Raw genomic sequence first — 21,489 nt, 5'->3', positions numbered from 1 at the left:
CCGTCGTCCGGGTCCGCTCACTGCGCTCGCTCATGCACGGCCCTTCGCGTCGCTCGGTGCCGCAATCGCGAAACGCACCCCTGTCACGGGTTCGCTCGCTCATGCCACGCCCCCTCGCCCCGCTCGGTGCCGCAATCGCGAAACGCACCCCTTTATGGGTTCGCTCGCTGCGCTCGCTCACGTGGTCAACACCCCTTCTAGTGCAGCCGCGAAGGCCTGTGTCGTGGCACGGTCCCGTACCGCTATCCGAAGCCAGTCCGGGCCGAGGCCCGGAAAGGTGTCGGCCCGCCGGACCGCGAAACCCCGCTCGCGCAGGAGTTCGCGGACCTTGAGGCCTTCCTCGACGTGCGCGAGCACGAACGAGGCGCGGGGCTCGACGGGGAGCCGAACCCCGGGAATCGCCCGCAGTCTTGCCACGAGGTACGCCCGGTCCGTCGCGAGCGTAACGGCCGAAGCGGCAGCGTGTGCCACCGCTTCCGCACCGCTGCACGCCTCCGCGGCGACCAGGGCGGGAGTGGAGACCGACCACAGCGGCTGCGCCTGCTCGCAGCGTCGTACCAGGTCGGCGGAGGCGAGGAGGTAGCCGATGCGGAGCCCGGCCAGCGCCCACGTCTTGGTGAGACTGCGGACGACGACGAGCCCTTCGACATCACGCCGTTCGGCGAGGCTTTCGGGTTCACCGGGGAGAGTGTCGGCGAAGGCCTCGTCGACCACGAGCACGCGCCCCGGGCGGGCGAGCGCGGCGATGGTCGCGGCGGGGTGCAGGACGGACGTGGGGTTGGTGGGATTGCCGATCACCACGAGATCGGCCTCTTCCGGGATGCGGGCCGGATCGAGGCCGAAGCCGTCCCGCTCGGCGAGGACGACCCTGTGCACAGTATGCCCGGCGGCCCGCAACGCGGCCTCGGGTTCGGTGAACTGCGGGTGGACGACCACGGCATGACGCGGCGTCAGGGTGCGGGCGAGGAGGACGAACGCCTCGGCGGCGCCCGCGGTGAGGAGCACGTCGTCGACCGGGCGGCGGTGGCGCGCGGCCACCGCGCGGCGCGCCGCGGTGGCGTCCGGGTACGCGGCGAGGCCGGCCAGGCTGGCGACGAGGTGCTCGGTGAGCCAGTCGGGGGGTGCGCCGCCCCGGACGTTCACGGCCAGGTCGACGAGCCCCGGGGCGACTTCGCGGTCTCCGTGGTGGCGCAGGTCGACGTCCGCGTCCTCGACCGCCTCCGAGGTGCCTTCGGCCGCCTTTCCGGCGGCCGGGTCCGGCGGCGCGCCGGAGACCGCGGGGGTGGGCGCGAGGCGGTCGGCGGCGAAGGCGTACGCGGGGTCGGGCGAAGTCCTGGTGGTGGTGCGCATGTCCGGTCTGTCCGTGCCCCTGCCGTGCGTCGTGCGGTCCGCCGTCGTACCGTCGGCGACCATCATCCTGGTCTCCGCGCGGTTCCGAGTCGGCGGGGTCGTCGGTTCGATCGCCATCCCTGCCCCCTCCGTTCCCTTCACCCCGCGTCGCCCCCGGTTTTCCCGTTGTTCATGCCGTCGTCCCACCAACCTGATGGCGTGCCAGGGCAATCGTGCACAGACAAGGACGGCGCGCGCTGCGGGTTTTCCCCAACACGAGGACACCGCCTTCGGTCGCGACCAGCGCCGCGGCCTCGGCGACGCTCGGCGTTCCCGTGACCGCGCGGACCCTCGCGGAAGGGTTCGGCACGTGCGTCGCGGCGAGACGTTCCGGCGGCAGCCACACCATGGCCGCGCCGAGGTCGTCCGCGAGCGCGTGGATGGCGGGTTCGCCGCGTTTGGTGGTGACGCTGGCCACCGCGACCACGCGGACGTGTGCGAGGCCGAGGGTGTCGAGAGCCGCGCGCAACGTCTCGTGGATTTCGTCGTACGCCACGCCCTTCGACGCGCCGACCCCCACGACGAGGCCCACCGGCGGGTCGGGTGCGTCGCGGACCGCCCCCGCGCTCACAGCCGTTCGCCCCACAGCACGAAGACCGGTGCGTCGGACGTGAGCCGGTGGGCGCCGGTGCCGGGAGTCAGGCGCGACGACTGCAACAGCGTCCCGTCGACGGCGTATCCGGCACCGGTGAGCGCCGCGTGCACGGCGCCCACGGATTCGAGCGCGGGCAGCGCGGCCACCACGCGCTCCGGGCGGCGCGCGGCGCACGCCGCGACGACGTCGACTCCCCCGCCGCCGACGAAGACCGCGTCGGGGTCGGGGAGGCGCGACAGGGTGTCCGGGGCGCTCGCGGGCACCACCTGGATCTCGACGCCGTAGCGGGCGGCGTTGGAGTGGATGTGCTCGCAGCCGAGCGGGTCGCGCTCGACGGCGATGACGGCGGCGCCGTGGCGGGCCACGTCGACGCTGAGCGCGCCGCTGCCCGCGCCGATGTCCCACACCAGGTCGCCGGGCGCGGGGCCGAGCCGGGCGACCGCGACGGCACGTACCTCGGGGCCCGGGATCGCCGCGCCCTCGGTGTCGTACGCGTCCTTGCCGAGCGCCCAGCCGCGCACCGGGCCGGGGAAGGTGGACCGCTGCCCGGCGATCCAGCCGGCCGGTGCGGAGGTGACCGGGTTGGGGCCGACGACGATGACCACGTTGGGGTCGGACCACGTGCGGTCGGTCGCCTTGTCGGCGGAGAGCATGGTGACTTCCTCGTGCTCCGTGCCGAGGTTTTCGCACACGACGAAGGTGCGGGGCACGTCCCGCAGCATCAGGCCGAGTTCGGCGGGGCCGGAGCCGGGGCCGGTCAGCACGGCGACTTTGCCGTAGGCGCGGCAGACGTTGACCGCGCGGCGCAGTTCGCGGCCGTGCGCGCTGACCACCTTGGCGTCGTCCCAGGGCATCGAGGCGCGGGCGAAGGCGTGGGCGACGGACGAGACGGCGGGCACGATCTCCAGTTCGAGCCCGTACTCGGGGCGGCGCAGTATGCGGACGATGCCGAAGAACCCCGGGTCGCCGGAGGCGACGACGACCGCGGTCCCGCGGTGTTCGCTGATCCGCCGGGCGGCGACGTGCACGTTGCCCATGACGACGCGCTCGGCGGCGTCGGGGACGTCGACGGCGTCAAGGTGCCGGGCGCCGCCCGCGACGAGCGTCGCCGCCCGGAGCGCGGTACGCGCGGCGGCGGACAACGGTGCGCCGTCGTATCCGATCACGGTCACCCTGTCGGCCATGTGCTCCCGTCCGTCCTTGTCGTGTCCGGCCCTGTGTCGTACGACGCGTCTCCACCAGCGGCGACGTCCGGAAGGCGTCGCGGGGTTCCGCGGCGCCGGACGGTGTCCGCCGAGCGCCGATCATCCCGCGCGCGGGGGGTTCGGCGCACATCGGTCCACGGTGTCACGGCGACGTTTCCGCCCGTTTTCACCGGCTTCGCCGGCCGCCTCGGGCCGGGTACCACTGATGGGGGCGATCACCGGGGTTCCGGGCCCGGGTCGCGTACCCGGTCCGCGACGGGTCACCGGCTCACGCCGGGACACGCGGGCGCCACCGGCGCGGCGGGTGCGGCCCGCGGCGTCCCCCGTGCGGATGGCCCGCCGAGGCCGGCGCGGCGCGGACCGGCGCTCCCGACCGCGGCACTACGCGACCCGGCCGGCCGCCGTGACGAACCGCCGCGCGGTGTCGGGATGGCCGGCCCAGTGCGTGTGCAGGTACGACGCGTGGACATTGCCGCCGACGAAACCCTCCAGGCGGGTCGCGGCCGGGACGCCCGGGCCGGTCGCGGCAGCCTTCCCGGCGGCGCCCGCCGGCGCGGCCCACCGCCATGCCGCCCGCTCGCCGGCCTCGGGCGTCACGGCCGTCCGGTGGAACTCGTGGCCGCGCCGCGCGGCGCCCGCGGGGGCCAGGACGGAGTCGGCCGTCGCGACGGCGTCCCGGTAGCCGAGGGTGAGGCGTTCGGTCATGCGCGCCTCGGCGGGCAGCACGCCGCACATGGGCGCCCCGTCGAGCGAACGCGCCAGGTAGAGCAGCCCGGCGCACTCGGCGGCGATCGCCCCGCCGCGCGCCGCGAGCGCCGCCACGGCCGCGCGGAGGGCCGCGTTGGCGGACAGCTCGGCCGCGTACACCTCCGGGAATCCGCCGCCGATCACGAGCCCGGAGACGCCGTCGGGCAGCCGCTCGTCGCGCAGCGGGTCGAACGTGCACACGTCGGCGCCCGCCGCGCGCAGCAGCTCGGGTGTCTCGGCGTAGCCGAAGGTGAACGCCGCGCCGCCCGCGACCGCGATCCGGGGCCGTCCGGCGGCGGGGCCGCCGGTCTCGGCGGCGTCCTCCCCGGGCCGCCAGGGCTCGGCGGGCAGCGGCGCGGCGGCGCGCGCGATCCGCACGACCGCGTCCAGGTCGACGGACTCCCGCACCAGTGCGCCGAGTTCCGCGACCGTGGCGACGGCCTCGGCGCGGCGCTCGGCGACGGGGACGAGCCCGAGATGCCGCGACGGCTTGGCGATCGCGTCGTGGCGCCCGAGCACGCCGAGCACCGGGATGCCGAGGGGGTCGAGGGCTTCGCGCAGGATCGCCTCGTGGCGTTCGGTACCGACCCGGTTGAGGACGACGCCGGCCAGGTCCACGTGCGGGTCGTAGGACGCGAACCCGTGGACGAGCGCCGCGATCGAGCGGCCCTGCGACCGTGCGTCGGCGACGAGGACGACCGGGGCGCGCAGCAGGCGGGCGACGTGGGCGGTGGACGCGAAGTCGCCGCGTCCGGCGGCTCCGTCGTACAGCCCCATGACGCCTTCGACGACCGCGATGTCGGTGTCGCGGGCGCCGTGGGCGAACAGCGGGGCGATGCGCTCTTCGCCGACGAGGAACGGGTCGAGGTTGCGGCCGGGGCGCCCGCACGCGAGGGCGTGGTAGCCGGGGTCGATGTAGTCGGGCCCCACTTTGTGCGGCGAGACGCGCAGGCCGCGCGCCGTGAGGGCGGCCATGAGCCCGGTGGCGACGGTGGTCTTGCCCTGCCCGGAGGCCGGCGCGGCGATCACGACGCGCGGGCGGCGGCCGGCCGGACCGGTCACCATGCGCTCACCATTCGATGCCTCTCTGGCCCTTCTGCCCGGCGTCCATCGGGTGCTTGACCTTGGTCATCTCGGTCACCAGGTCGGCGTGCGCGAGGAGATCGGGGTGCGCGTCACGGCCGGTGATCACGACGTGCTGGCGGCCGGGCCGCGCGGCCAGGGTCTCGACCACGTCGGCGACGTCGACCCAACCCCACTTGATCGGGTAGGTGAACTCGTCGAGCACGTACAGTCCGTAGGCCTCGGCGGCGAGGTCCCGCTTGATCTGCGCCCAGCCCTCCGCGGCGTCGGCCGCGTGGTCGGCCTCCGAGCCGGGGCGCTGGATCCACGACCAGCCCTCGCCCATCTTGTGCCACGCGACGCGCCCGCCCTCGCCGGTCTCGTCGTGCAGCCGCCCGAGGACGCGCAGCACGTTCTCCTCGCCGACCTTCCACTTCGCGGACTTGACGAACTGGAACACCCCCACCGGCCAGCCCTGGTTCCACGCGCGCAGCGCGAGGCCGAAGGCGGCGGTGGACTTCCCCTTGCCCGGGCCGGTGTGCACCATCACGAGCGGACGGTTGCGGCGCTGCCGCGTGGTCAGGCCGTCGGCCGGCACGTGTTCGGGCTTGCCCTGCGGCATGTCGTCTCCTCGTGGACTCGGTGGGAGGGCGGGCACACGGCGCGCCCGGCCGGCCGGGCGCCTCCGATGGGGCGTCAGCCGAGGGCGCGCTTATGACGTCACGTCAGCTCGCGGCACGCAGGTCGCGGACGAGCCCGGCGAGCCCGTCGGTCGCCAGGTCGGCCAGGCCGAGGACCGGGCCGGCCAGGTCGGCGGCCAGCCGCGCGGCCAATCCGAGCCGGACCGGGCCGTTTTCGCAGTCCACCACGACGGCTGCGACGCCGGACGTCGCGAGCAGGCCCGCCGCGCGCCGGGCCTCGCCGAGCGGGTCGCGTCCGTGCGTCGCGCGGCCGTCGGTGACCACGACCAGCAGTGGTCGCCGCCGCGGATCACGCAGCCGCTCGACGCGCAGCGCCTCGTACGCGCGCAGCAGGCCCGCCGCGAGCGGAGTGCGCCCGCCCGTGGGCAGCGCCGCGAGCCGCGCCGCTCCGGCTTCGACCGACGACGTGGGCGGCAGGGCCAGTTCGGCGCCCGCTCCCCGGAACGTGACCAGGCCGACTTTGTCGCGGCGCTGGTAGGCGTCCAGCAGGAGGGACAGCACGGCGCCCTTGACCGTGCGCATGCGGGCCCGCGCGGCCATCGACCCGGACGCGTCGACGACGAACAGCACGAGGTTGCCCTCACGGCCCTCGCGCACCGCCTCGCGGATGTCGTCGCGCCGGACGACCAGGCCGGGCCCCGACCGGCCGCGGGCCCGCTGGTGCGGTGCCGCCGCGCGGACCGTGCCGACGAGGTGCGGTCGGGTGGTCCGGCCGCCGACCGGGCGACGCTCCCCGGTCGTGCGGCCGATACCGGTCTCGGCGCGCGAGCGGCGGCCGGCGGCGCCCTGGCCGAGGCCGGGGACGGCGATCAGGCGGGTCCGGAACGGCTCGGCGGCGGCCACGGCCGGTTGGTCGGCGGCAGCGGCTGCGGCCGGGGCGGGCTCGGCGGCGGCCGACGGGTGTTCGGCGGCCGGTCCGGTCCGGCCGTCGGACCGGTCGGTCCCCGGCTCCCGCTCGGTCTCGGCGGGTGTGCGGGGTCGCGGGGCGCGGTCGTCCCGTCCGCCGCGCGGCCCGGGGGTGCCCGGGCCGTCGGGGTCCGGATCGGGTTCGTCGTCGCCCGGTCCGGCCGACGGGCCGGGCGCGCCGGGTCCGGGCTCCTCGGGCTCGGGCTCCTCGGGCTCGGGCTCGTCCTCGAGCGCCTCGTCGAGCTTGTCGTGGTCGAGCCCGGGAGCGTCGAAGGGGTTGCGGCGGCGGCGGTGCGGCAGCGCGAGCTGCGCGGCCCGGCGCACGTCGGACGCGTCGACCTCGGTGCGGCCGTGCCACGCCGCGAGGGCGATCGCGGTCCGCGCGGTGACCAGGTCGGCACGCAGGCCGTCCACCTCGAACGCCGCGCAGACCCGGGCGACCCGTTCCAACTCGGCGTCGGGCAGCGTGACCTCGGGCAGCACACCGCGGGCGCGCACGATGCGCGCGGCGAGTCCGGCGTCCTCGGCCGCCCAGCGCCGTGCGAACCCCTCGGGGTCGGCCTCGTAGGCGAGCCTCCGGCGCACGACCTCGGCGCGTTCGCGCGGCTCGCGGCTCGCGGCCACCTCGACGGTGAGGCCGAATCGGTCGAGCAACTGCGGGCGCAGCTCGCCCTCTTCGGGGTTCATCGTGCCGACGAGCAGGAAGCGCGCGGCGTGCCGTACCGAGACGCCCTCGCGTTCGACGTGCGCGGTGCCCATCGCGGCGGCGTCCAGAAGCAGGTCGACCAGGTGGTCGTGCAGCAGGTTGACCTCGTCGACGTACAGCACGCCGCGGTGCGCCGCCGCGAGCAGACCGGGCTCGTACGCCTTGACGCCCTCGGCCAGCGCCCGCTCCAGGTCGAGCGCGCCGACGAGGCGGTCCTCGGTCGCGCCGACCGGGAGTTCGACCAGCCGCGCGCGCCGGGTCTCGCCGGAGGCGGACGGGTCGTGCGGGCCGTCGGGGCACGCGGGGTCGGGGGCGGCCGGGTCGCACGCGAAGCGGCAGCCGCAGACCGTGTCGGTATCGGGGAGCAGCGCGGCGAGCGCCCGGACCATCGTCGACTTCGCGGTGCCCTTCTCGCCGCGGACCAGCACGCCGCCGACGCCGGGCGAGACCGCGTTGAGCAGCAGCGCGAGCCGCAGGTCGGCCAGGCCGACGATCGCGGAGAAGGGGTAGCCGGCGCTCATCGGGCACCCGCCGGGCTGCGGAAACGGCGGGCCGGATTCGGCCTCGTGCGCGGCGACATCGGCTGTCGGCCTCCCTCGGGTGTCCACGCCCTGGTCGGTGGCAGGGCCGCGGCACGGCCCCGGACAGCCGGAAGTGTCTGGCTCCCGGGCGACGCACCCGGCGAACGCTCCCGTGGGGACGGGGTGTTCGCGGGATCGGTCGCCCGGTCACAGTGGCGGGACCGCTCCGGCTTCGACCGGATTCCTTCCCCGCTGTCGGGCGACAGCCTCTCACACGGCCCACGAGCCACCCCCACACGGCCCGGGCCTGCGCTTCCGCGCGGGCGGGCGCTGGCAGACTGACCGCCCATGGGAGACCCGGTGTACGCCCCCGACATCCTCGGCGGCGGCTTCGAAGCCACGACTCTGACGCTGCGCGACGACGCGGAGGGGCCTGCCGTCGCCACCCTCGTGCGGCGCCGCGCGGACGCCCCGACCCGGCGCGCGGTGCTGTATGTGCACGGGTTCAACGACTACTTCTTCCAGACCCACCTGGCCGACTTCCACACCGGCCTCGGCTTCGACTTCTACGCGCTCGACCTGCGCTCGTATGGCCGTTCGCTGCGGCCCCACCGGCTCACCAACTACATCGACGACCTGGGGCGCTACGCCGAGGAACTGGACGAGGCGGCCCGGGTGGTCAAGGAGGTCGAGGGCCACGACGTGCTGCTGGTCAACGGGCACTCGACGGGCGGGCTGGTCACCGCGCTGTGGGCGCACCACCGCGCCGGGCGCGGCGTGGTCGACGGGCTGTTCCTGAACAGCCCGTTCCTGGACCTGAACGCGCCGCTGGTGACGCGGACGGTCGGGGTGCGGGCGGTGCACGCGGCCCGGCACTACGTGGCGCAGCGGCCGGTCCCGGGCGCGCTGGGCGGCGGCTACGGGCAGAGCCTGCACCGGGACCACCATGGGGAGTGGGCGTTCGACACGGAGTGGAAGTCGCTCGCGGGGCTGCCGGCGTACGCGGGTTGGGTGGCCGCCGTGCACCGGGGCCACCGCGCGGTGGCGCGCGGGCTGGCGATCGACGTCCCGGTGCTGGTGATGGCGTCGGCGGCGAGTGTCGACGGCCGCGTGTGGAGCGAGGCGCTGCACCACGCGGACGCGGTCCTGGACGCGAACCGCATCGCGCTGCTGGCGCCGAGGCTGGGCCGCCACGTCACGATCGTGCGGATCGAGGGCGGGATGCACGACCTGGTGCTGTCGGGCGCTCCGGTGCGCGACCGGGTGTTCGGCGAATTGCGGCGTTGGATCGGCGCGTATCTGGCGACGTCCGCCAAGTCGGCCACCCCCTCGGGTTAACACCCGGGGACGAGGTCGAAAAATCCGTCCCACCGGGGACTACGGCCGTGTCCGGGCTGCTAGCGTCGCCGCGTGGGGGCTCACGAGGTCGCGGACACCGGCAGCCGGCGCTCTGACGGGGCGCGGGAACGCGCCTGCCCCTCCTATCCGTTGACCGCCCTGGCCGAGCTGGCCGACGCGCTGGCGCTCGGCGCGGGGCGGACCGTGGTCGATCTCGGCGCCGGGACGGGGCTGTTCACGCGCCTGCTGGCGCTCACGGGCGCGCGGGTGGTCGCGGTGGAGCCGGTCGCGGCGAGCCGCGGGCGGCTGGCCGATCTCCTGCCGTCGGTGACGGTCGCGGACGGCACGGCCGAGCACACCGGTCTGGCGGGTGGTTCGGCGGACGCCGTGGTGGCGGCGCAGGCGTGGCACTGGTTCGACACCGGAGCGGCGCTCGCCGAGGTCGAACACGTGCTCGCCCCGGGCGGCGGGCTCGGGCTGGTGTGGAACACGTGCGACGAGGCCGTGCCGTGGGTCCGCGCGTACCGGGACGTGCTCGCCCGGCACACGCCCCCGGCGTCCCCCGACCGGCACGCGGGCGCCTGGCGTGAGACGTTGGAGGCGCGGCCGGGCTGGGGCCCGGTCCGCGAGCGGCACTTCGCCAATCCGCACGGCGTGTCCCGGGCCGCGGTGATCGACCGGGTGCTGTCGAGCCGCGGCGTCTCCGGCCTGGAGGAGCCGGACCGGGCGCGCGTCCGGCGGGAGGTCGAGGACGTGCTCGACGGGCACCCGGAGACGCGCGGCCGGGACCGGCTCGAACTGCCGTACGTGACGGACGTGTACTGGACCGTGCGCATCAACTGACGTGCGCGCGGGGGCCGTTCGTGCCACGGTCAGAACGCGGGGAGTACCGAGCCCTGGAACTCGTCCTCGATGTACTTCTTCACCTCGGGCGAGTTGAGCAGTTTCTTCAGCTTCAGCACGTCCTCGTCGTTCTCGTGGCCCTTCTTGACCACGAGGAGGTTCGCGTACGGGTTGCCCTCGGCCTTCTCCAGGGCCAGGGCGTCCTTGGCGCTCAGGTTGGCCTGGAGGGCGTAGTTGCCGTTGATCACCGCGGCGTCGACGTCGTCGAGGGTGCGCGGCAGTTGCTCGGCGTCCAGCGCCTTGAACGTGAGCTTCTTGGGGTTGCCGACGACGTCCCGCTCGGTGGCGTTGACACCGACGCCGTCCTTGAGCGTGATGAGGCCGTTGTCGGCGAGGAGTCTGAGGGCGCGCCCGGCGTTGGTGGCGTCGTTCGGGAAGGATATGGTCGCGCCGTCCTTGAGGTCGGTGAGCGCCTTGTTCTTCTTCGAGTACACGCCGAGCGGTTCGAGGTGCACGGGGGTGACGGGGACGAGGTCCTTCTTGTTCTCGGTGTTGTACTGGTCGAGATACGGCTTGTGCTGGAAGTAGTTGGCGTCCACGCTGCCGTCGTCGAGGGCCGGGTTCTGCAGGGCGTAGTCGTCGAACACCTTGATGTCGAGCTTGAGCCCCTCGGCGGCGGCGAGGTTGTCCTTGATGTACTCGAGGATCTGCGCGTGCGGCACCGCCGAGGCGGCCACCTTGAGGCTGTCGGAGTCGCCGGAGTCGTCCGAGCAGGCGGCGAGGCCGAGAGCGAGGGTTCCGACGGCCGCGAGAGCGATGATCTTGCGCACGAACGTGCCTTTCTTGTGGGGGACTTCGGGGGCTGGGTGGGGAGTTCAGCGGTGGCTCAGGCGGCGTGCCACGAAGTCGCCGATGAGCTGGACCGCTTGGACGATGACGATCAGGACGACGACGGTCACGAGCATCGTCCGGTCGTCGAAGTTCTTGTAGCCGTAGCGAATGGCCAGGTCGCCGAGGCCGCCCGCGCCGATCACGCCGGCCATCGCGGAGTAGCCGATGACCGCGATGACGGTCACGGTGAATCCGGACACCAGCGACGGCAGGGCCTCGCGGACCAGGACCTTGCGCACGATCACGGGGACGGACGCGCCCATCGCCTGCGCGGCCTCGACCAGGCCGCGGTCGACCTCGCGTACGGACGTCTCGACCAGGCGCGCGAAGAACGGGATCGCCCCGACGGTGAGCGGCACGACCATGGCGTCGGTGCCGATCGCGGTGGCCTGGCCGAACAGGCCCATGACCCAGCGGGTGAACGGGATCAGGGCGACCAGCAGGATGAGGAAGGGGAACGACCGGCCGACGTTGACGACGAACCCGAGGACCTTGTTGACCGGCGCGAAGGCCAGCAGTCCGCCCTTGTCGGTCAGCACCAGCAGGACCCCGAGCGGCAGGCCGACCGCGACGGTGAACAGCATCGTCCAGCCGACCATCGAGAACGTCTCCTGGGAGGCGGTCCACAGGAGCGGGCGCAGTTCGTCCCAGGGCATGTCAGACCTCCTCGGCGAGGGGTTCGGTGGGCGTCCCGGCGGCGCCGGGTCCGGCCGGGGAGACGGCGGGGACGCCCGGTGCGGTGGCCGGGCCGCCGGTCTCGCGGACGTCGACGCCGAGGCCTTGCGCGCGCAGGAAGCCGAGCGGGGCCTTGTTGTGCTCGGCCGTACCGTCGAGCGCGATCCGCATGCGGCCGACCTGGCGTCCGCCGACGGTTTCGACGGACGCGCTGAGGATGCGGGCGTCGACGCCGTGGGTGCGGGCGAGCGTCGACAGGAAGGGCCCGGCGGTCTCGGCACCGCGAAAGGTGACGTCGACCACCGTGGCCGCGCCCGCGTCCGGGGTGTGCCGGCCGAGGGGGAACATGTCGCGGGCGAGCCGCGAGTCGGGGCGGGTCAGCAGGTCGGCGACGGTCCCGGATTCGGTCACCCGGCCGTCCTCCATGAGCGCGGCCGAGTCGCAGATGCTCTTGACGACGTCCATTTCGTGGGTGATCAGCAGGATCGTCAGCCCGAGCGACGCGCGTAGCTCACGCAGCAGGTCGAGGATCGTCCGGGTCGTCTCTGGGTCGAGTGCGGAGGTGGCCTCGTCGCACAGCAGCACGCGCGGGTCGTTGGCCAGCGCCCGGGCGATGCCGACGCGCTGCTTCTGACCGCCGGACAACTGCGCGGGGTACGCGTTGGCGTGCCGGTCGAGACCCACCAGCTCCAGCAGTTCGCCGACCTTGCGCCGCCGCTCGGCCCGGCCGACCCCGGCGATCTCCAGTGGCACCGCGACGTTGCCCGCGACATCGCGGCTCGACAGCAGGTTGAAGTGCTGGAAGATCATGCCGATGCGCCGCCGTTCGGCCCGCAGGTCGCGCGCCGACAGCGCGGTGAGCTCCCGGCCGCCGACCTCGACGGTGCCCGACGTGGGGCGTTCGAGGAGGTTCACGCAGCGGACCAAGGTGCTCTTGCCGGCGCCGCTGCGTCCGAGTACGCCGAAGATCTCGCCCTCGGCCACGGTGAGGTCCACGCGCCGGAGCGCGGACACCTCGCGGCCTCGGGAGCGGAAGACCTTGGTCAGGGCGTGGGTACGGATCACCGTGGGTTCCTGGGGCGTGTGGACCGCCGGGCACGAGAGGGCGCGAGCCGGCGCCGCCGTGCGCGGCGGAAGGGGCGGAGGTCGACAGGCGTCTCCGGGGCGCCGCCTCGTACGGGGGCGCTCATCCGGGCCGGGCTCAGGGCCTCAGCAGCCGCACATTCGACGGCCGGGGCGCATGTGATCCCCGCCACACGCGCGACAGGAACGGCCCGTACGAGATCGCGCGCCCGGGCGACACAGACAGCGGCCCGTCGGGGCGGGAGCCTCGACCGTGCGCGTGTGTGCCGTGGTGACCATGCGGGCGATTAAAGCAGACGCGGGCCGCCGTGGGAACCGATATCCCCAGTGAAGAGCCCCGGCAGCCATGGCTTCGCAGGCTGTCGGGGCTGTCTCAAGTTGTTTCCAAGGTGTGAACGGCGTGTGGCACGGATGCGGCCGAGGGAAGCCGCGCCGGGCCGCCGCCCGGGGTCCGCCGCGGGGACGGACCCCGAGGAGCCGGGGATCCGGGCGGTCCGAGGGAGCCCGCCCGGGAGGAGTCGCGGCCCGTCAGGCGGCCAGCGCCGCCGACTTGGTGAGGTAGACCAGGCTCATGCGCGGACCGACGCGCTCGACGCGGTCGGCCGCGTACCCGAGCCGCGCGTAGAGCCGCAGGTTGTCGTCGCTGCGGTGGCCGGTGAACAGCTCGAACGAGTCCGCGTGCGCGAACCGCTTCTCCAGGCTGCCCAGCAGCCGCGTGCCCAGGCCGTGGCCCTGCAGGCGCGGGTGCACGACGAGCCGGCCGATACGGGCCACACCGCCGTCGACGACGCCGCGGACCGACCCGACGACCTCGGCGCCGAGGCGCGCGACCAGCACGGTGTGGGTGTCGAACTCGGCGCGCAGGCTCGCGAGCGACTGCGTCAGCGGCTCGATGCCGAAGTCGTTGTAGAGGGCGGCTTCGCCCTGGTAGCAGAGGTACTGCAACTTCAGGATTTGCTCGGCGTCGGCTACGTCCGCCGTATCGATCCGTACGTTCTGCCCCATTTGGTACTCCCTGTGTACCCGTGGGCGCGTGCGGCCGGGAGACGCCGGCCCGGCGCCCCCCGACGGCACGGGCCCTGATCGCCCTGATCGCCGTGCGCGGTGCTGAACTGTGCTCGGGCGACGTACGTCACACGCCCGCAGCCCTGTGTTCCGTCACTGTTCCACACGGCTTTTCCGGTTCTTCTACCCGGGTGCGAACGCACGGCACACCCACATTCCGCGGCCAAGCCCCGCGCGCACGGCTCGCACGCCGGAGCGCCGGTGCCGGAACGAGGCCCCGCACTCCCGGAGCGACCGCGGAAAGGGCACCACGCGTGCCGCCACCGCAACCTGACGATCCATCGCATCATCCCGGATGCCGGGGCTCAGGCGCGGCTCGGTAGCGCAGGGACGGACATCGTCCGCGACGGCCGGAACACCGGCGCCCAGCCGACCGGATCGTCCCGAACACACCACACACCAGGACACCTTGCCCCGGCCCACCCACGTGATCGACTTCCGGACGCCCCGGACCCGCTCGACGGCCGGGCCCGGCGAACACACACAGCGCGGCGGGGAGTTGGCGAGGCGATGGGCGCCCTCGCCCTCACCCGCCCGCGTCGGTGACACCGCCCGCCACCAAGGCGCGGCCGAGGACTACGCGTTCGACGTCGAGCCGGGCGAATTCACCGGCCACGGCGCGTTGGTCCACGACGCCACCGGCACCAGCCTCACACACGTCGGGTACTGGGCGCCCTCATCGCTTCGTGACCCGCCAGGCGACGGCCCGGCCCCGTTCCCCGGGTGCCGGGCCGTTACCGCGGTTGTCGTCGTCGCCGGGCAGCGCGTTCAGCCGTGCTCCGCCCACGCGCGCTGCGCCTTGAGGTTGTCGCGGAGCCCCGCAAGCTGCTCGACGACCCGGGCGGGAGCCGTACCGCCGCGCCCGTCACGGGAGCCGATCGAGCCGAGCACCGTCAGCACACCGCGCACCTCCGGACGCAACTCGGGGGAAATCTCCGCCAGTTGCGCATCGCTGAGATCCCACAGCTCCAGCCCGCGCGGCTCGCAGTACTTGACGCACGCGCCGGCGACCTCGTGCGCGACCCGGAACGGGGTGCCCTGCTTGACCAGCCACTCCGCGATGTCGGTCGCGAGCGAGAAACCGGCCGGGGCCAGTTCTTCGAGGCGTTCACGACGGAAGCGCAGCGTCGCGACCATGCCGGTGAACGCCGGCAACAGCACTTCGAGCGTGTCGATGCTGTCGAAGACAGGCTCCTTGTCCTCCTGGAGGTCGCGGTTGTACGCGAGCGGCAGGGCCTTGAGCGTGGCCATCAGCCCCGTGAGGTTGCCGAGCAGCCGACCGGACTTGCCGCGCGCCAACTCCGCGATGTCCGGGTTCTTCTTCTGCGGCATGATCGACGAGCCCGTGGAGTACGCGTCGTGCAGGTCGACGAAGGAGAACTCCTTCGTGTTCCAGATGATGATCTCTTCCGCGAGCCGCGACAGGTTGACCCCGAGCATCGCGGTGACGAACGCGAACTCGGCGGCGAAGTCCCGGCTCGCCGTGCCGTCGATCGAGTTGGCCGCCGACGCCGAGAAGCCCAGATCCCGGGCCACGGCCTCGGGGTCGAGCCCGAGCGACGACCCGGCCAGCGCCCCCGAGCCGTAGGCCGACACGTCGGCCCGCCGGTCCCAGTCCCGCAACCGCTCCGCGTCCCGCGCGAACGCCTGGACGTGCGCGAGGAGATGGTGCGCCAGCAGCACCGGCTGGGCGTGCTGGAGGTGGGTGCGCCCGGGCATCGCGACGTCCAGGTTCGCGTCGGCCTGGTCGACCAGCGCCTGCTGGAGATCGGCCAGCAGCCCGCCGATCACCCGGCCGTGGTCGCGCAGGTACATCCGGCCGAGTGTGGCGATCTGGTCGTTCCGCGAGCGCCCGGCGCGCAGCTTGCCGCCGAGGTCGGGGCCGAGGCGTTCCAGCAGACCGCGTTCGAGGGCGGTGTGGACGTCCTCGTCCTCGATCGTGGCGGTGAACGTGCCGGCGGCGACGTCGGCCTCCAACCGGTCGAGGCCCTCCAGCATCCGGGTCAGCTCGTCATCGGTCAGCAGCCCGGCTTTGTGCAGCACGCGGGCGTGCGCACGCGAGCCCGCGATGTCGTACGGCGCGAGCCGCCAGTCGAAATGAACCGACGCCGACAGCTTCGCCAGCGCCTCGCTCGGGCCGTCGGAGAACCGGCCGCCCCACAGGCGGGTGGTCTCCTGCTCGTTCGTCACGTGTGTTGCCTTCTCCCTGGTACCGATCCGGACATGGCGCGCACGACACGTCCGCTACGACTCGTCCCGCCACGCCAACGCCGCCAACCTACTGGCCGCCCGCCGAGCCGGCCGCCCGCCGTCTCCTCAGTCGCGGCCTCCCCCGGGCTCGGACTCCCCGCCCGGCGCCTCCCCCTCTGGCGTCTCGCCGGGCGCGGGGTGGGCCGGCAGGGGTCGGCCCTCGGCGAGGGAGATCAGGTGGGCGACCAGTGCGGCACCGCCCTCCGGATCGCGGCACACCATGAGGATCGTGTCGTCGCCCGCGATGGTGCCGAGCACTTCGCGGGTCTCGGCGTGGTCCATCGCCGAGGCGAGGAACTGCGCGGCCCCCGGCGGGGTCCGTACCACCACGAGGTTCCCGGAGGCCTCCGCGGACACCAGCAGCTCGGCCGCGAGGCGGGCGAGCCTGCCCTCGCTCACCGTGTCGTCGAGCGGCGGGCGCGGCGTGCGGTCGCCCCCCTCCGCGGGGACGGCGTAGATCAGCGCGCCTTCCCCGTCGCGAATCTTGACCGCCCCCAGCTCGTCCAAGTCCCGCGAGAGGGTGGCCTGGGTGACGGCGAGGCCGTCGTCGGCGAGCATGCGGGCAAGCTGGCCCTGGGATCTGATCCGGTGCCGGGTCAGAATGTCCACGATCCGCCGGTGCCGCGCGGTGCGGGTGCTGGGCACCGCGTACACGCCTTCGGGCGCCGGGCCGGGCATGATGTCCTGCTCGTTGCTGCGCATGACGTCTCGCCTACCTTCGGGCTCGTCGCGGCCCGGACCGGCCGGCTCGCCGCAGGCGTGCGGAGCCGGTGCGGACTTCCCCGAGGGTCATGGTCGGTTGCCTCCTGAAACTGGGACCGGAAGGTCCGCCGCTGTCGTCGTCCGTCGGCCGCGGGTCGCGCCCCGGACCGCCGCCGACGGCCTCTTTCCACCGTGCCGCCGACGTCGCCGTACCCGTGTACCCCGCGTGCGTACGCGGAAGGCCACCGCCCTTGGCACGAACCGGCGAACCTCCGCGTTCACGGTGTCGGAGCGGGCTCCGCGGAAACCGTGTCGAGGATCTTCGGAAGTGCCGCGACCAGCGCGTCGATGTCGTCGTCGCCGACCACGAGGGGTGGGGCGAGCCTGATGACATCGGGAGCGACCGCGTTGACGAGGAAACCCGCGTCACACGCGACGGCGGCGACCTGGCCGGCGACGGGTGCGGTCAGCACGATACCGAGCAACAGCCCTGCCCCGCGCACGTGTTCGACGAGCGGGTGCCCGAGTTGCTCGACCGCGGCGGCGAGGTTCACGCCGAGCGCGCGCGTGCGTTCCAGCAGCCCGTCCTTCTCGATCGTGTCGAGCACCGCCAGGCCCGCCGCGCAGCACACCGGGTTGCCGCCGAAGGTGGACGCGTGTTGCCCCGGCGCCAGCAACTCGGCCGCGGCCCCGAACGCGACGCACGCTCCCAGCGGCAGCCCGCCGCCGAGGCCCTTCGCGAGGGTCATGACATCGGGGAGGGCCCCCTCGAAGTACGGGTCCTGGTGGGCGAACCAATAGCCGGTGCGCCCGGTGCCGGTCTGGACCTCGTCGAGCATGAGCAGCGCGCCGCGCTCGGCGGTGATCTCCCGCGCCCGCTTGAGGTAGCCGGGCGGCAGCGGACGCACTCCGTACTCGCCCTGGATGGGCTCCAGGAGCACGGCAGCGGTCTGGTCGGTGACCGCGGCGTCGAGAGCGTCGATGTCGCCGAACGGCACGTAGGTGACCCCGCCGGGCAGCGGCTCGAAGCCGTCGCGCTTGCCGGCCTGGCCGGTGAGGGCGAGGGCGCCCATCGTGCGCCCGTGGAACGAGCCCTCGGCGGTGACGACGTGAGGACGCCCGGTCCTGCGGGCGACCTTGAAGGCCGCCTCGTTGGCCTCGGCACCCGAATTGCAGAAGAACACCCGGCCGTCGCGGCCGGTCAGGCCGAGGATGCGCTCCGCGAGGTCGACGGCCCGCGTCGAGATGAACAGGTTCGAGACGTGGCCGACGGTCGAGATCTGCGTGGTGACGGCCTCCACGATCGCGGGATGGGCATGCCCGAGCGCGTTGACCGCGACCCCCGACAGGAAGTCGGTGTACGCGCGGCCGTCGGCGTCGGTGACATGGGCGCCCCGACCGGACACCAGCGCCAGTTCGGGCTGCCCCAGCGACGGCATCAGGGCCCCGCCCCAGCGCCGCCGGTACTCGGCGTTGCCGGGCCCGGCCGGTGCCGCGGAGCCCGTCGTCCCCGTTCCCGTGCCGGGCTCGACCGTGTCCTTCCCGGTCATGCGTCCGCCTCCTTGTCCTGCGACGGGACGACCATCGTCCCGATGCCCTCGTCGGTGAACACTTCGAGCAGCAGCGAGTGCGCGACCCGGCCGTCGAGGACGTGGGCCGCCTTGACGCCGGCCTGGACGGCGCGCAGGCAGCCCTCCATCTTGGGCACCATGCCGCTCGACAGCGTCGGCAGCATCGCGGCCAGTTCGTCGGCGTCGAGCCGGCTGATGACCTCGTCGCTGTGCGGCCAGTCGGCGTACAGCCCTTCGACATCGGTGAGGACGACCAGGCGCTCGGCCTGGACGGCGGCGGCGAGCGCGGCGGCGGCGGTGTCGGCGTTGACGTTGTACACGTGCCCGTCCGTGCCGCGGGCCACGGACGAGATCACCGGGATCCGCCCGTCGTCCAGCAGTGCCGTGATCGCGCCCGGGTCGACCTCGACGACATCGCCGACCAGGCCGATGTCGACCTGCTTGCCGTCGACCACGGCGTGCCGCTTCTCGGCCGTCATGGTGTGGGCGTCCTCGCCGGTCATGCCGACCGCGAACGGGCCGTGCTCGTTGATGAGGCCGACGATCTCGCGCTGCACCTGGCCGGCGAGGACCATGCGCACGACGTCCATCGCCTCCGGCGTGGTGACCCTCAGCCCGCCCGCGAAGGTGGACTCCAGGCCGAGCCGGTTCAGGTGCGCGCTGATCTGCGGGCCGCCGCCGTGCACGACGACCGGCTTGAGACCGGCGAACCGCAGGAAGACGACGTCCTGCGCGAAAGCCCGCTTGAGCTCGTCGTCCACCATCGCGTTGCCGCCGAATTTGATGACGACGGTCTTGCCGTAGTAGTGCCCGAGCCACGGCAGTGCCTCGATGAGCGTGTGCGCCTTGCCGAGCGCCACTTTGTGCCGCGCGGCCCGGATCGCCTTGCCTACGGACTCGGTCTTCACCGTGTTCCCCCCGGAGTTGGTGCCGGCTTCGGCGGTCATGACGAGTACGCCGAGTTCTCGTGGACGTAGTCCGCGGTCAGGTCGTTCGTCCACACGGTGACCGCGTGGTCGCCGGCGTTGAGCCGTGCGGTGATGCGCACCTCGCGGCCGGTCATGTCGACCAGGTCGCGGTCGTCGCCCACCGCACCGCCCCGGCAGACCCACACGCCGTTGATCGCGACGTCGAGACGGTCGGGGTCGAATACCGCGGCGGTGGTGCCGATCGCGGACAGCACCCGGCCCCAGTTGGGGTCCTCGCCGTGGACGGCGCACTTGAGCAGGTTGTTGCGGGCGATGGAGCGGGCGACGTCGAGCGCGTCGTCCTCGGACGCCGCGGCCACGACGTCGATCGCGATGTCTTTGCTCGCTCCCTCGGCGTCGCCGATCAGCACGCGTGCCAGCTCGGCGCAGACCGTGCGCACCGCCTCGGCGAACTCCGCCGGGTCGGGCGCGACCCCGGACGCTCCGGACGCCAGCAGGAGCACGGTGTCGTTGGTCGACATGCACCCGTCGGAATCGATCCGGTCGAATGTCGTGCGGGTGGCCGCGCGCAGCGCGGCGTCCAACTCCTCGGCCGGGACGTCGGCGTCGGTGGTGAGGACGACGAGCATGGTGGCCAGGCCGGGGGCGAGCATGCCCGCGCCCTTCGCCATGCCGCCGACCGTCCACCCGAGGCCGCCCGCGGTGGCCACCTTGTGCACGGTGTCGGTGGTCATGATGGCCTTGGCGGCGGCCTCGCCGCCGTCGGCGGACAGTTCCGCCGCGGCCTTGTCGACGCCCGGCAGCAGTTTGTCCATCGGCAGTTGCAGCCCGATCAGGCCGGTCGAACACACCGCGACCTCACCGGAGTTCAGCCCGAGCTCCGCCGCCACCCGCTCGGCGGTCTTGTGCGTGTTCTGGAATCCCTCCGGCCCGGTGCACGCGTTGGCGCCCGCCGAGTTGAGGACGACCGCCTGGAGGCGCCCGCCGGTGAGCACCTGGCGCGACCACAGCACCGGCGCGGCCTGGACGCGGTTGGAGGTGAAGACCCCGGCCGCGGCCTGCGACGGCCCGTCGTTGACGACGAGCGCGACGTCGGGCGCACCCGTCGTCTTGAGCCCCGCGGCGACGCCCGCGGCACGGAATCCCTTGGCTGCGGTCACACTCACGGCGCCACCCCCGTCTTGCTCAGCCCCAGCTCCTCGGCGATCCCGAGGGCGATGTTCATGCTCTGCACGGCGCCGCCGGCCGTGCCCTTCGCGAGGTTGTCGATCGCACCGACCGCCACCAGGCGACCGGCCCGCTCGTCGACGGTGACCTGGATCAACGCGGTGTTGGCGCCGTACACCATCGCCGTCGCGGGCCACTGGCCCTCGGGCAGCAGGTGCACGAACGGTTCGGCCGCGTAGGCCTTGTCGTACGCCTCGCGCACCTGGGCGGCGGTGACTCCCGGTCTGATCCGGGCCGAACACGTCGCCAGGATGCCCCGCGGCATCGGGACCAGCGTCGGTGTGAACGACACCGTGACCGGCGCACCGGCGGCCTCGGTGAGCCCCTGGCCGATCTCGGGGGTGTGCCGGTGCACCCCGCCCACGCCGTACGCGCTCGCCGATCCCATGACCTCGCTGCCCAGCAGGTGGGTCTTCGGCGTCTTGCCCGCGCCCGAGGTGCCCGACGCCGCGACGATCACGACCTCGGGCTCGACCAGCCCGGCCGCGAACGCCGGGACGCAGCTGAGGAGCGACACCGTGGGATAGCAGCCCGGCACGGCGATCCGCTTCGTACCGTGCAGGCGGCCGCGTGCGCCGGGCAACTCGGGGAGACCGTACGGCCAGGTGCCGGCGTGTGCGGACCCGTAGAAGTGCTCCCACTCGGCCGCGCTGGTGAGCCGGAAGTCGGCACCGCAGTCGACGACGAGCACGTCGTCGCCCAATTGCTCGGCGATCGGCGCGGACTGCCCGTGGGGCAACGCCAGGAACACGACGTCGTGCCCGGCCAGCGTCTCGGCGGTCGTCTCCGCGAGCACGCGGTCGGCCAGCGGCACCAAGTGCGGCTGGAGCCCGCCGAGGCGCTGCCCGGCGTTCGACCCCGCGGTGAGCGTGCCGATCTCGATGTGTGGATGCGCGAGCAGCAGACGCAAAATCTCTCCGCCGGCATACCCGCTGGCTCCCGCCAGTGCCGCTGTGACCCGCATGGGTGCCTCCTCCCGATGGCATGAATATACGGACACCGGAAGTTCTATGCAAACCCCGAGGCCATCAACCGCCGGACACCCCGACCGGAACAACCGCACAGGAGGGCGCGCGGGAGAAC

Annotated in this window: 18 protein-coding genes and 1 riboswitch; of the genes, 2 read left to right on the top strand and 16 right to left on the bottom strand. The window is 73.7% G+C overall.

All coding sequences use genetic code 11. The features are described from left to right. Nucleotides 1–177: 177 nt before the first annotated feature. The 6 genes from cobC to LO772_RS28510 form a co-directional block, all read right to left on the bottom strand. Nucleotides 178–1,467 (bottom strand): Rv2231c family pyridoxal phosphate-dependent protein CobC, encoded by a 1,290-nt coding sequence (cobC, locus tag LO772_RS28535; RefSeq protein WP_231774896.1) that lies wholly within the window; start codon nt 1,465–1,467, stop codon nt 178–180. 52 nt (nt 1,468–1,519) lie between these two features. After that, on the bottom strand, nt 1,520–1,960 hold the full coding sequence (locus LO772_RS28530; protein ID WP_231774895.1) for a cobalamin biosynthesis protein: 441 nt from the start codon (nt 1,958–1,960) through the stop codon (nt 1,520–1,522). Continuing rightward, the gene (gene cbiE, locus LO772_RS28525) at nt 1,957–3,168 is read right to left on the bottom strand and encodes a precorrin-6y C5,15-methyltransferase (decarboxylating) subunit CbiE (protein ID WP_231774894.1); all 1,212 of its coding nucleotides are present in this window, start codon (nt 3,166–3,168) and stop codon (nt 1,957–1,959) included. Before cbiE ends, LO772_RS28530 begins: the two co-directional genes overlap by 4 nt. A 402-nt stretch (nt 3,169–3,570) precedes the next feature. Next, on the bottom strand, nt 3,571–5,001 hold the full coding sequence (locus tag LO772_RS28520) for a cobyrinate a,c-diamide synthase (protein WP_231774893.1): 1,431 nt from the start codon (nt 4,999–5,001) through the stop codon (nt 3,571–3,573). A 4-nt stretch (nt 5,002–5,005) separates the two neighbouring features. Beyond that, a complete protein-coding gene (gene cobO, locus LO772_RS28515) occupies nt 5,006–5,620 on the bottom strand; it encodes a cob(I)yrinic acid a,c-diamide adenosyltransferase (protein ID WP_231774892.1) in 615 nt (204 codons plus the stop codon). Nucleotides 5,621–5,723: 103 nt separating this feature from the next. After that, complete coding sequence (locus tag LO772_RS28510) at nt 5,724–7,832, bottom strand: putative cobaltochelatase (RefSeq protein ID WP_231774891.1); 2,109 nt, start codon at nt 7,830–7,832, stop codon at nt 5,724–5,726. 131 nt (nt 7,833–7,963) lie between these two features. After that, a riboswitch (cobalamin riboswitch) is annotated at nt 7,964–8,079 on the bottom strand. Nucleotides 8,080–8,180: 101 nt separating this feature from the next. On the opposite strand from LO772_RS28510, the gene LO772_RS28505 reads away from it, so the two are divergent. Together LO772_RS28505 and LO772_RS28500 are read left to right on the top strand one after the other, a co-directional pair. Then, entirely contained in the window at nt 8,181–9,170 is a 990-nt protein-coding gene (locus LO772_RS28505) for an alpha/beta hydrolase (RefSeq protein WP_231774890.1), read from the top strand. A gap of 72 nt (nt 9,171–9,242) precedes the next feature. Further along, nucleotides 9,243–10,013, top strand: a complete 771-nt coding sequence (locus tag LO772_RS28500) for a class I SAM-dependent methyltransferase (protein WP_231774889.1) — start codon at nt 9,243–9,245, stop codon at nt 10,011–10,013. 29 nt (nt 10,014–10,042) lie between these two features. Here the strand turns inward: LO772_RS28500 and LO772_RS28495 are convergent, their stop codons facing one another. From LO772_RS28495 to argC, 10 genes are all read right to left on the bottom strand, one after another. Next, a complete protein-coding gene (locus LO772_RS28495; RefSeq protein WP_231774888.1) occupies nt 10,043–10,843 on the bottom strand; it encodes a MetQ/NlpA family ABC transporter substrate-binding protein in 801 nt (266 codons plus the stop codon). Between the two features lie 45 nt (nt 10,844–10,888). Continuing rightward, nucleotides 10,889–11,560, bottom strand: coding sequence for a methionine ABC transporter permease (locus tag LO772_RS28490; protein ID WP_231774887.1), 672 nt, complete (start codon nt 11,558–11,560; stop codon nt 10,889–10,891). A 1-nt stretch (nt 11,561) separates the two neighbouring features. After that, nucleotides 11,562–12,644 carry a methionine ABC transporter ATP-binding protein gene (locus LO772_RS28485; RefSeq protein WP_231774886.1) on the bottom strand — a complete coding sequence of 361 codons (1,083 nt, stop codon included), beginning with the start codon at nt 12,642–12,644 and terminating at the stop codon, nt 11,562–11,564. A gap of 546 nt (nt 12,645–13,190) precedes the next feature. After that, nucleotides 13,191–13,667, bottom strand: a complete 477-nt coding sequence (locus LO772_RS28480) for a GNAT family N-acetyltransferase (RefSeq protein WP_231774885.1) — start codon at nt 13,665–13,667, stop codon at nt 13,191–13,193. A gap of 828 nt (nt 13,668–14,495) precedes the next feature. Beyond that, the gene (argH, locus tag LO772_RS28475) at nt 14,496–15,917 is read right to left on the bottom strand and encodes an argininosuccinate lyase (RefSeq protein ID WP_231774884.1); all 1,422 of its coding nucleotides are present in this window, start codon (nt 15,915–15,917) and stop codon (nt 14,496–14,498) included. Nucleotides 15,918–16,043: 126 nt separating this feature from the next. After that, nucleotides 16,044–16,679 (bottom strand): arginine repressor, encoded by a 636-nt coding sequence (locus tag LO772_RS28470; RefSeq protein WP_231774883.1) that lies wholly within the window; start codon nt 16,677–16,679, stop codon nt 16,044–16,046. A 278-nt stretch (nt 16,680–16,957) separates the two neighbouring features. Then, nucleotides 16,958–18,229 carry an acetylornithine transaminase gene (locus LO772_RS28465; protein ID WP_269453109.1) on the bottom strand — a complete coding sequence of 424 codons (1,272 nt, stop codon included), beginning with the start codon at nt 18,227–18,229 and terminating at the stop codon, nt 16,958–16,960. Further along, nucleotides 18,226–19,197, bottom strand: coding sequence for an acetylglutamate kinase (gene argB / locus LO772_RS28460; protein ID WP_443089331.1), 972 nt, complete (start codon nt 19,195–19,197; stop codon nt 18,226–18,228). The genes LO772_RS28465 and argB overlap by 4 nt, the downstream gene beginning before the upstream one ends. Then, nucleotides 19,194–20,345 (bottom strand): bifunctional glutamate N-acetyltransferase/amino-acid acetyltransferase ArgJ, encoded by a 1,152-nt coding sequence (gene argJ / locus LO772_RS28455; protein ID WP_231774882.1) that lies wholly within the window; start codon nt 20,343–20,345, stop codon nt 19,194–19,196. Before argJ ends, argB begins: the two co-directional genes overlap by 4 nt. Then, nucleotides 20,342–21,370 carry an N-acetyl-gamma-glutamyl-phosphate reductase gene (gene argC / locus LO772_RS28450; RefSeq protein WP_231774881.1) on the bottom strand — a complete coding sequence of 343 codons (1,029 nt, stop codon included), beginning with the start codon at nt 21,368–21,370 and terminating at the stop codon, nt 20,342–20,344. Before argC ends, argJ begins: the two co-directional genes overlap by 4 nt. Nucleotides 21,371–21,489: the final 119 nt, after the last annotated feature.

It is taken from the genome of Yinghuangia sp. ASG 101, assembly GCF_021165735.1.
Classification (GTDB): domain Bacteria; phylum Actinomycetota; class Actinomycetes; order Streptomycetales; family Streptomycetaceae; genus Yinghuangia.
This window is presented reverse-complemented; position numbering and strand designations above follow the sequence as displayed.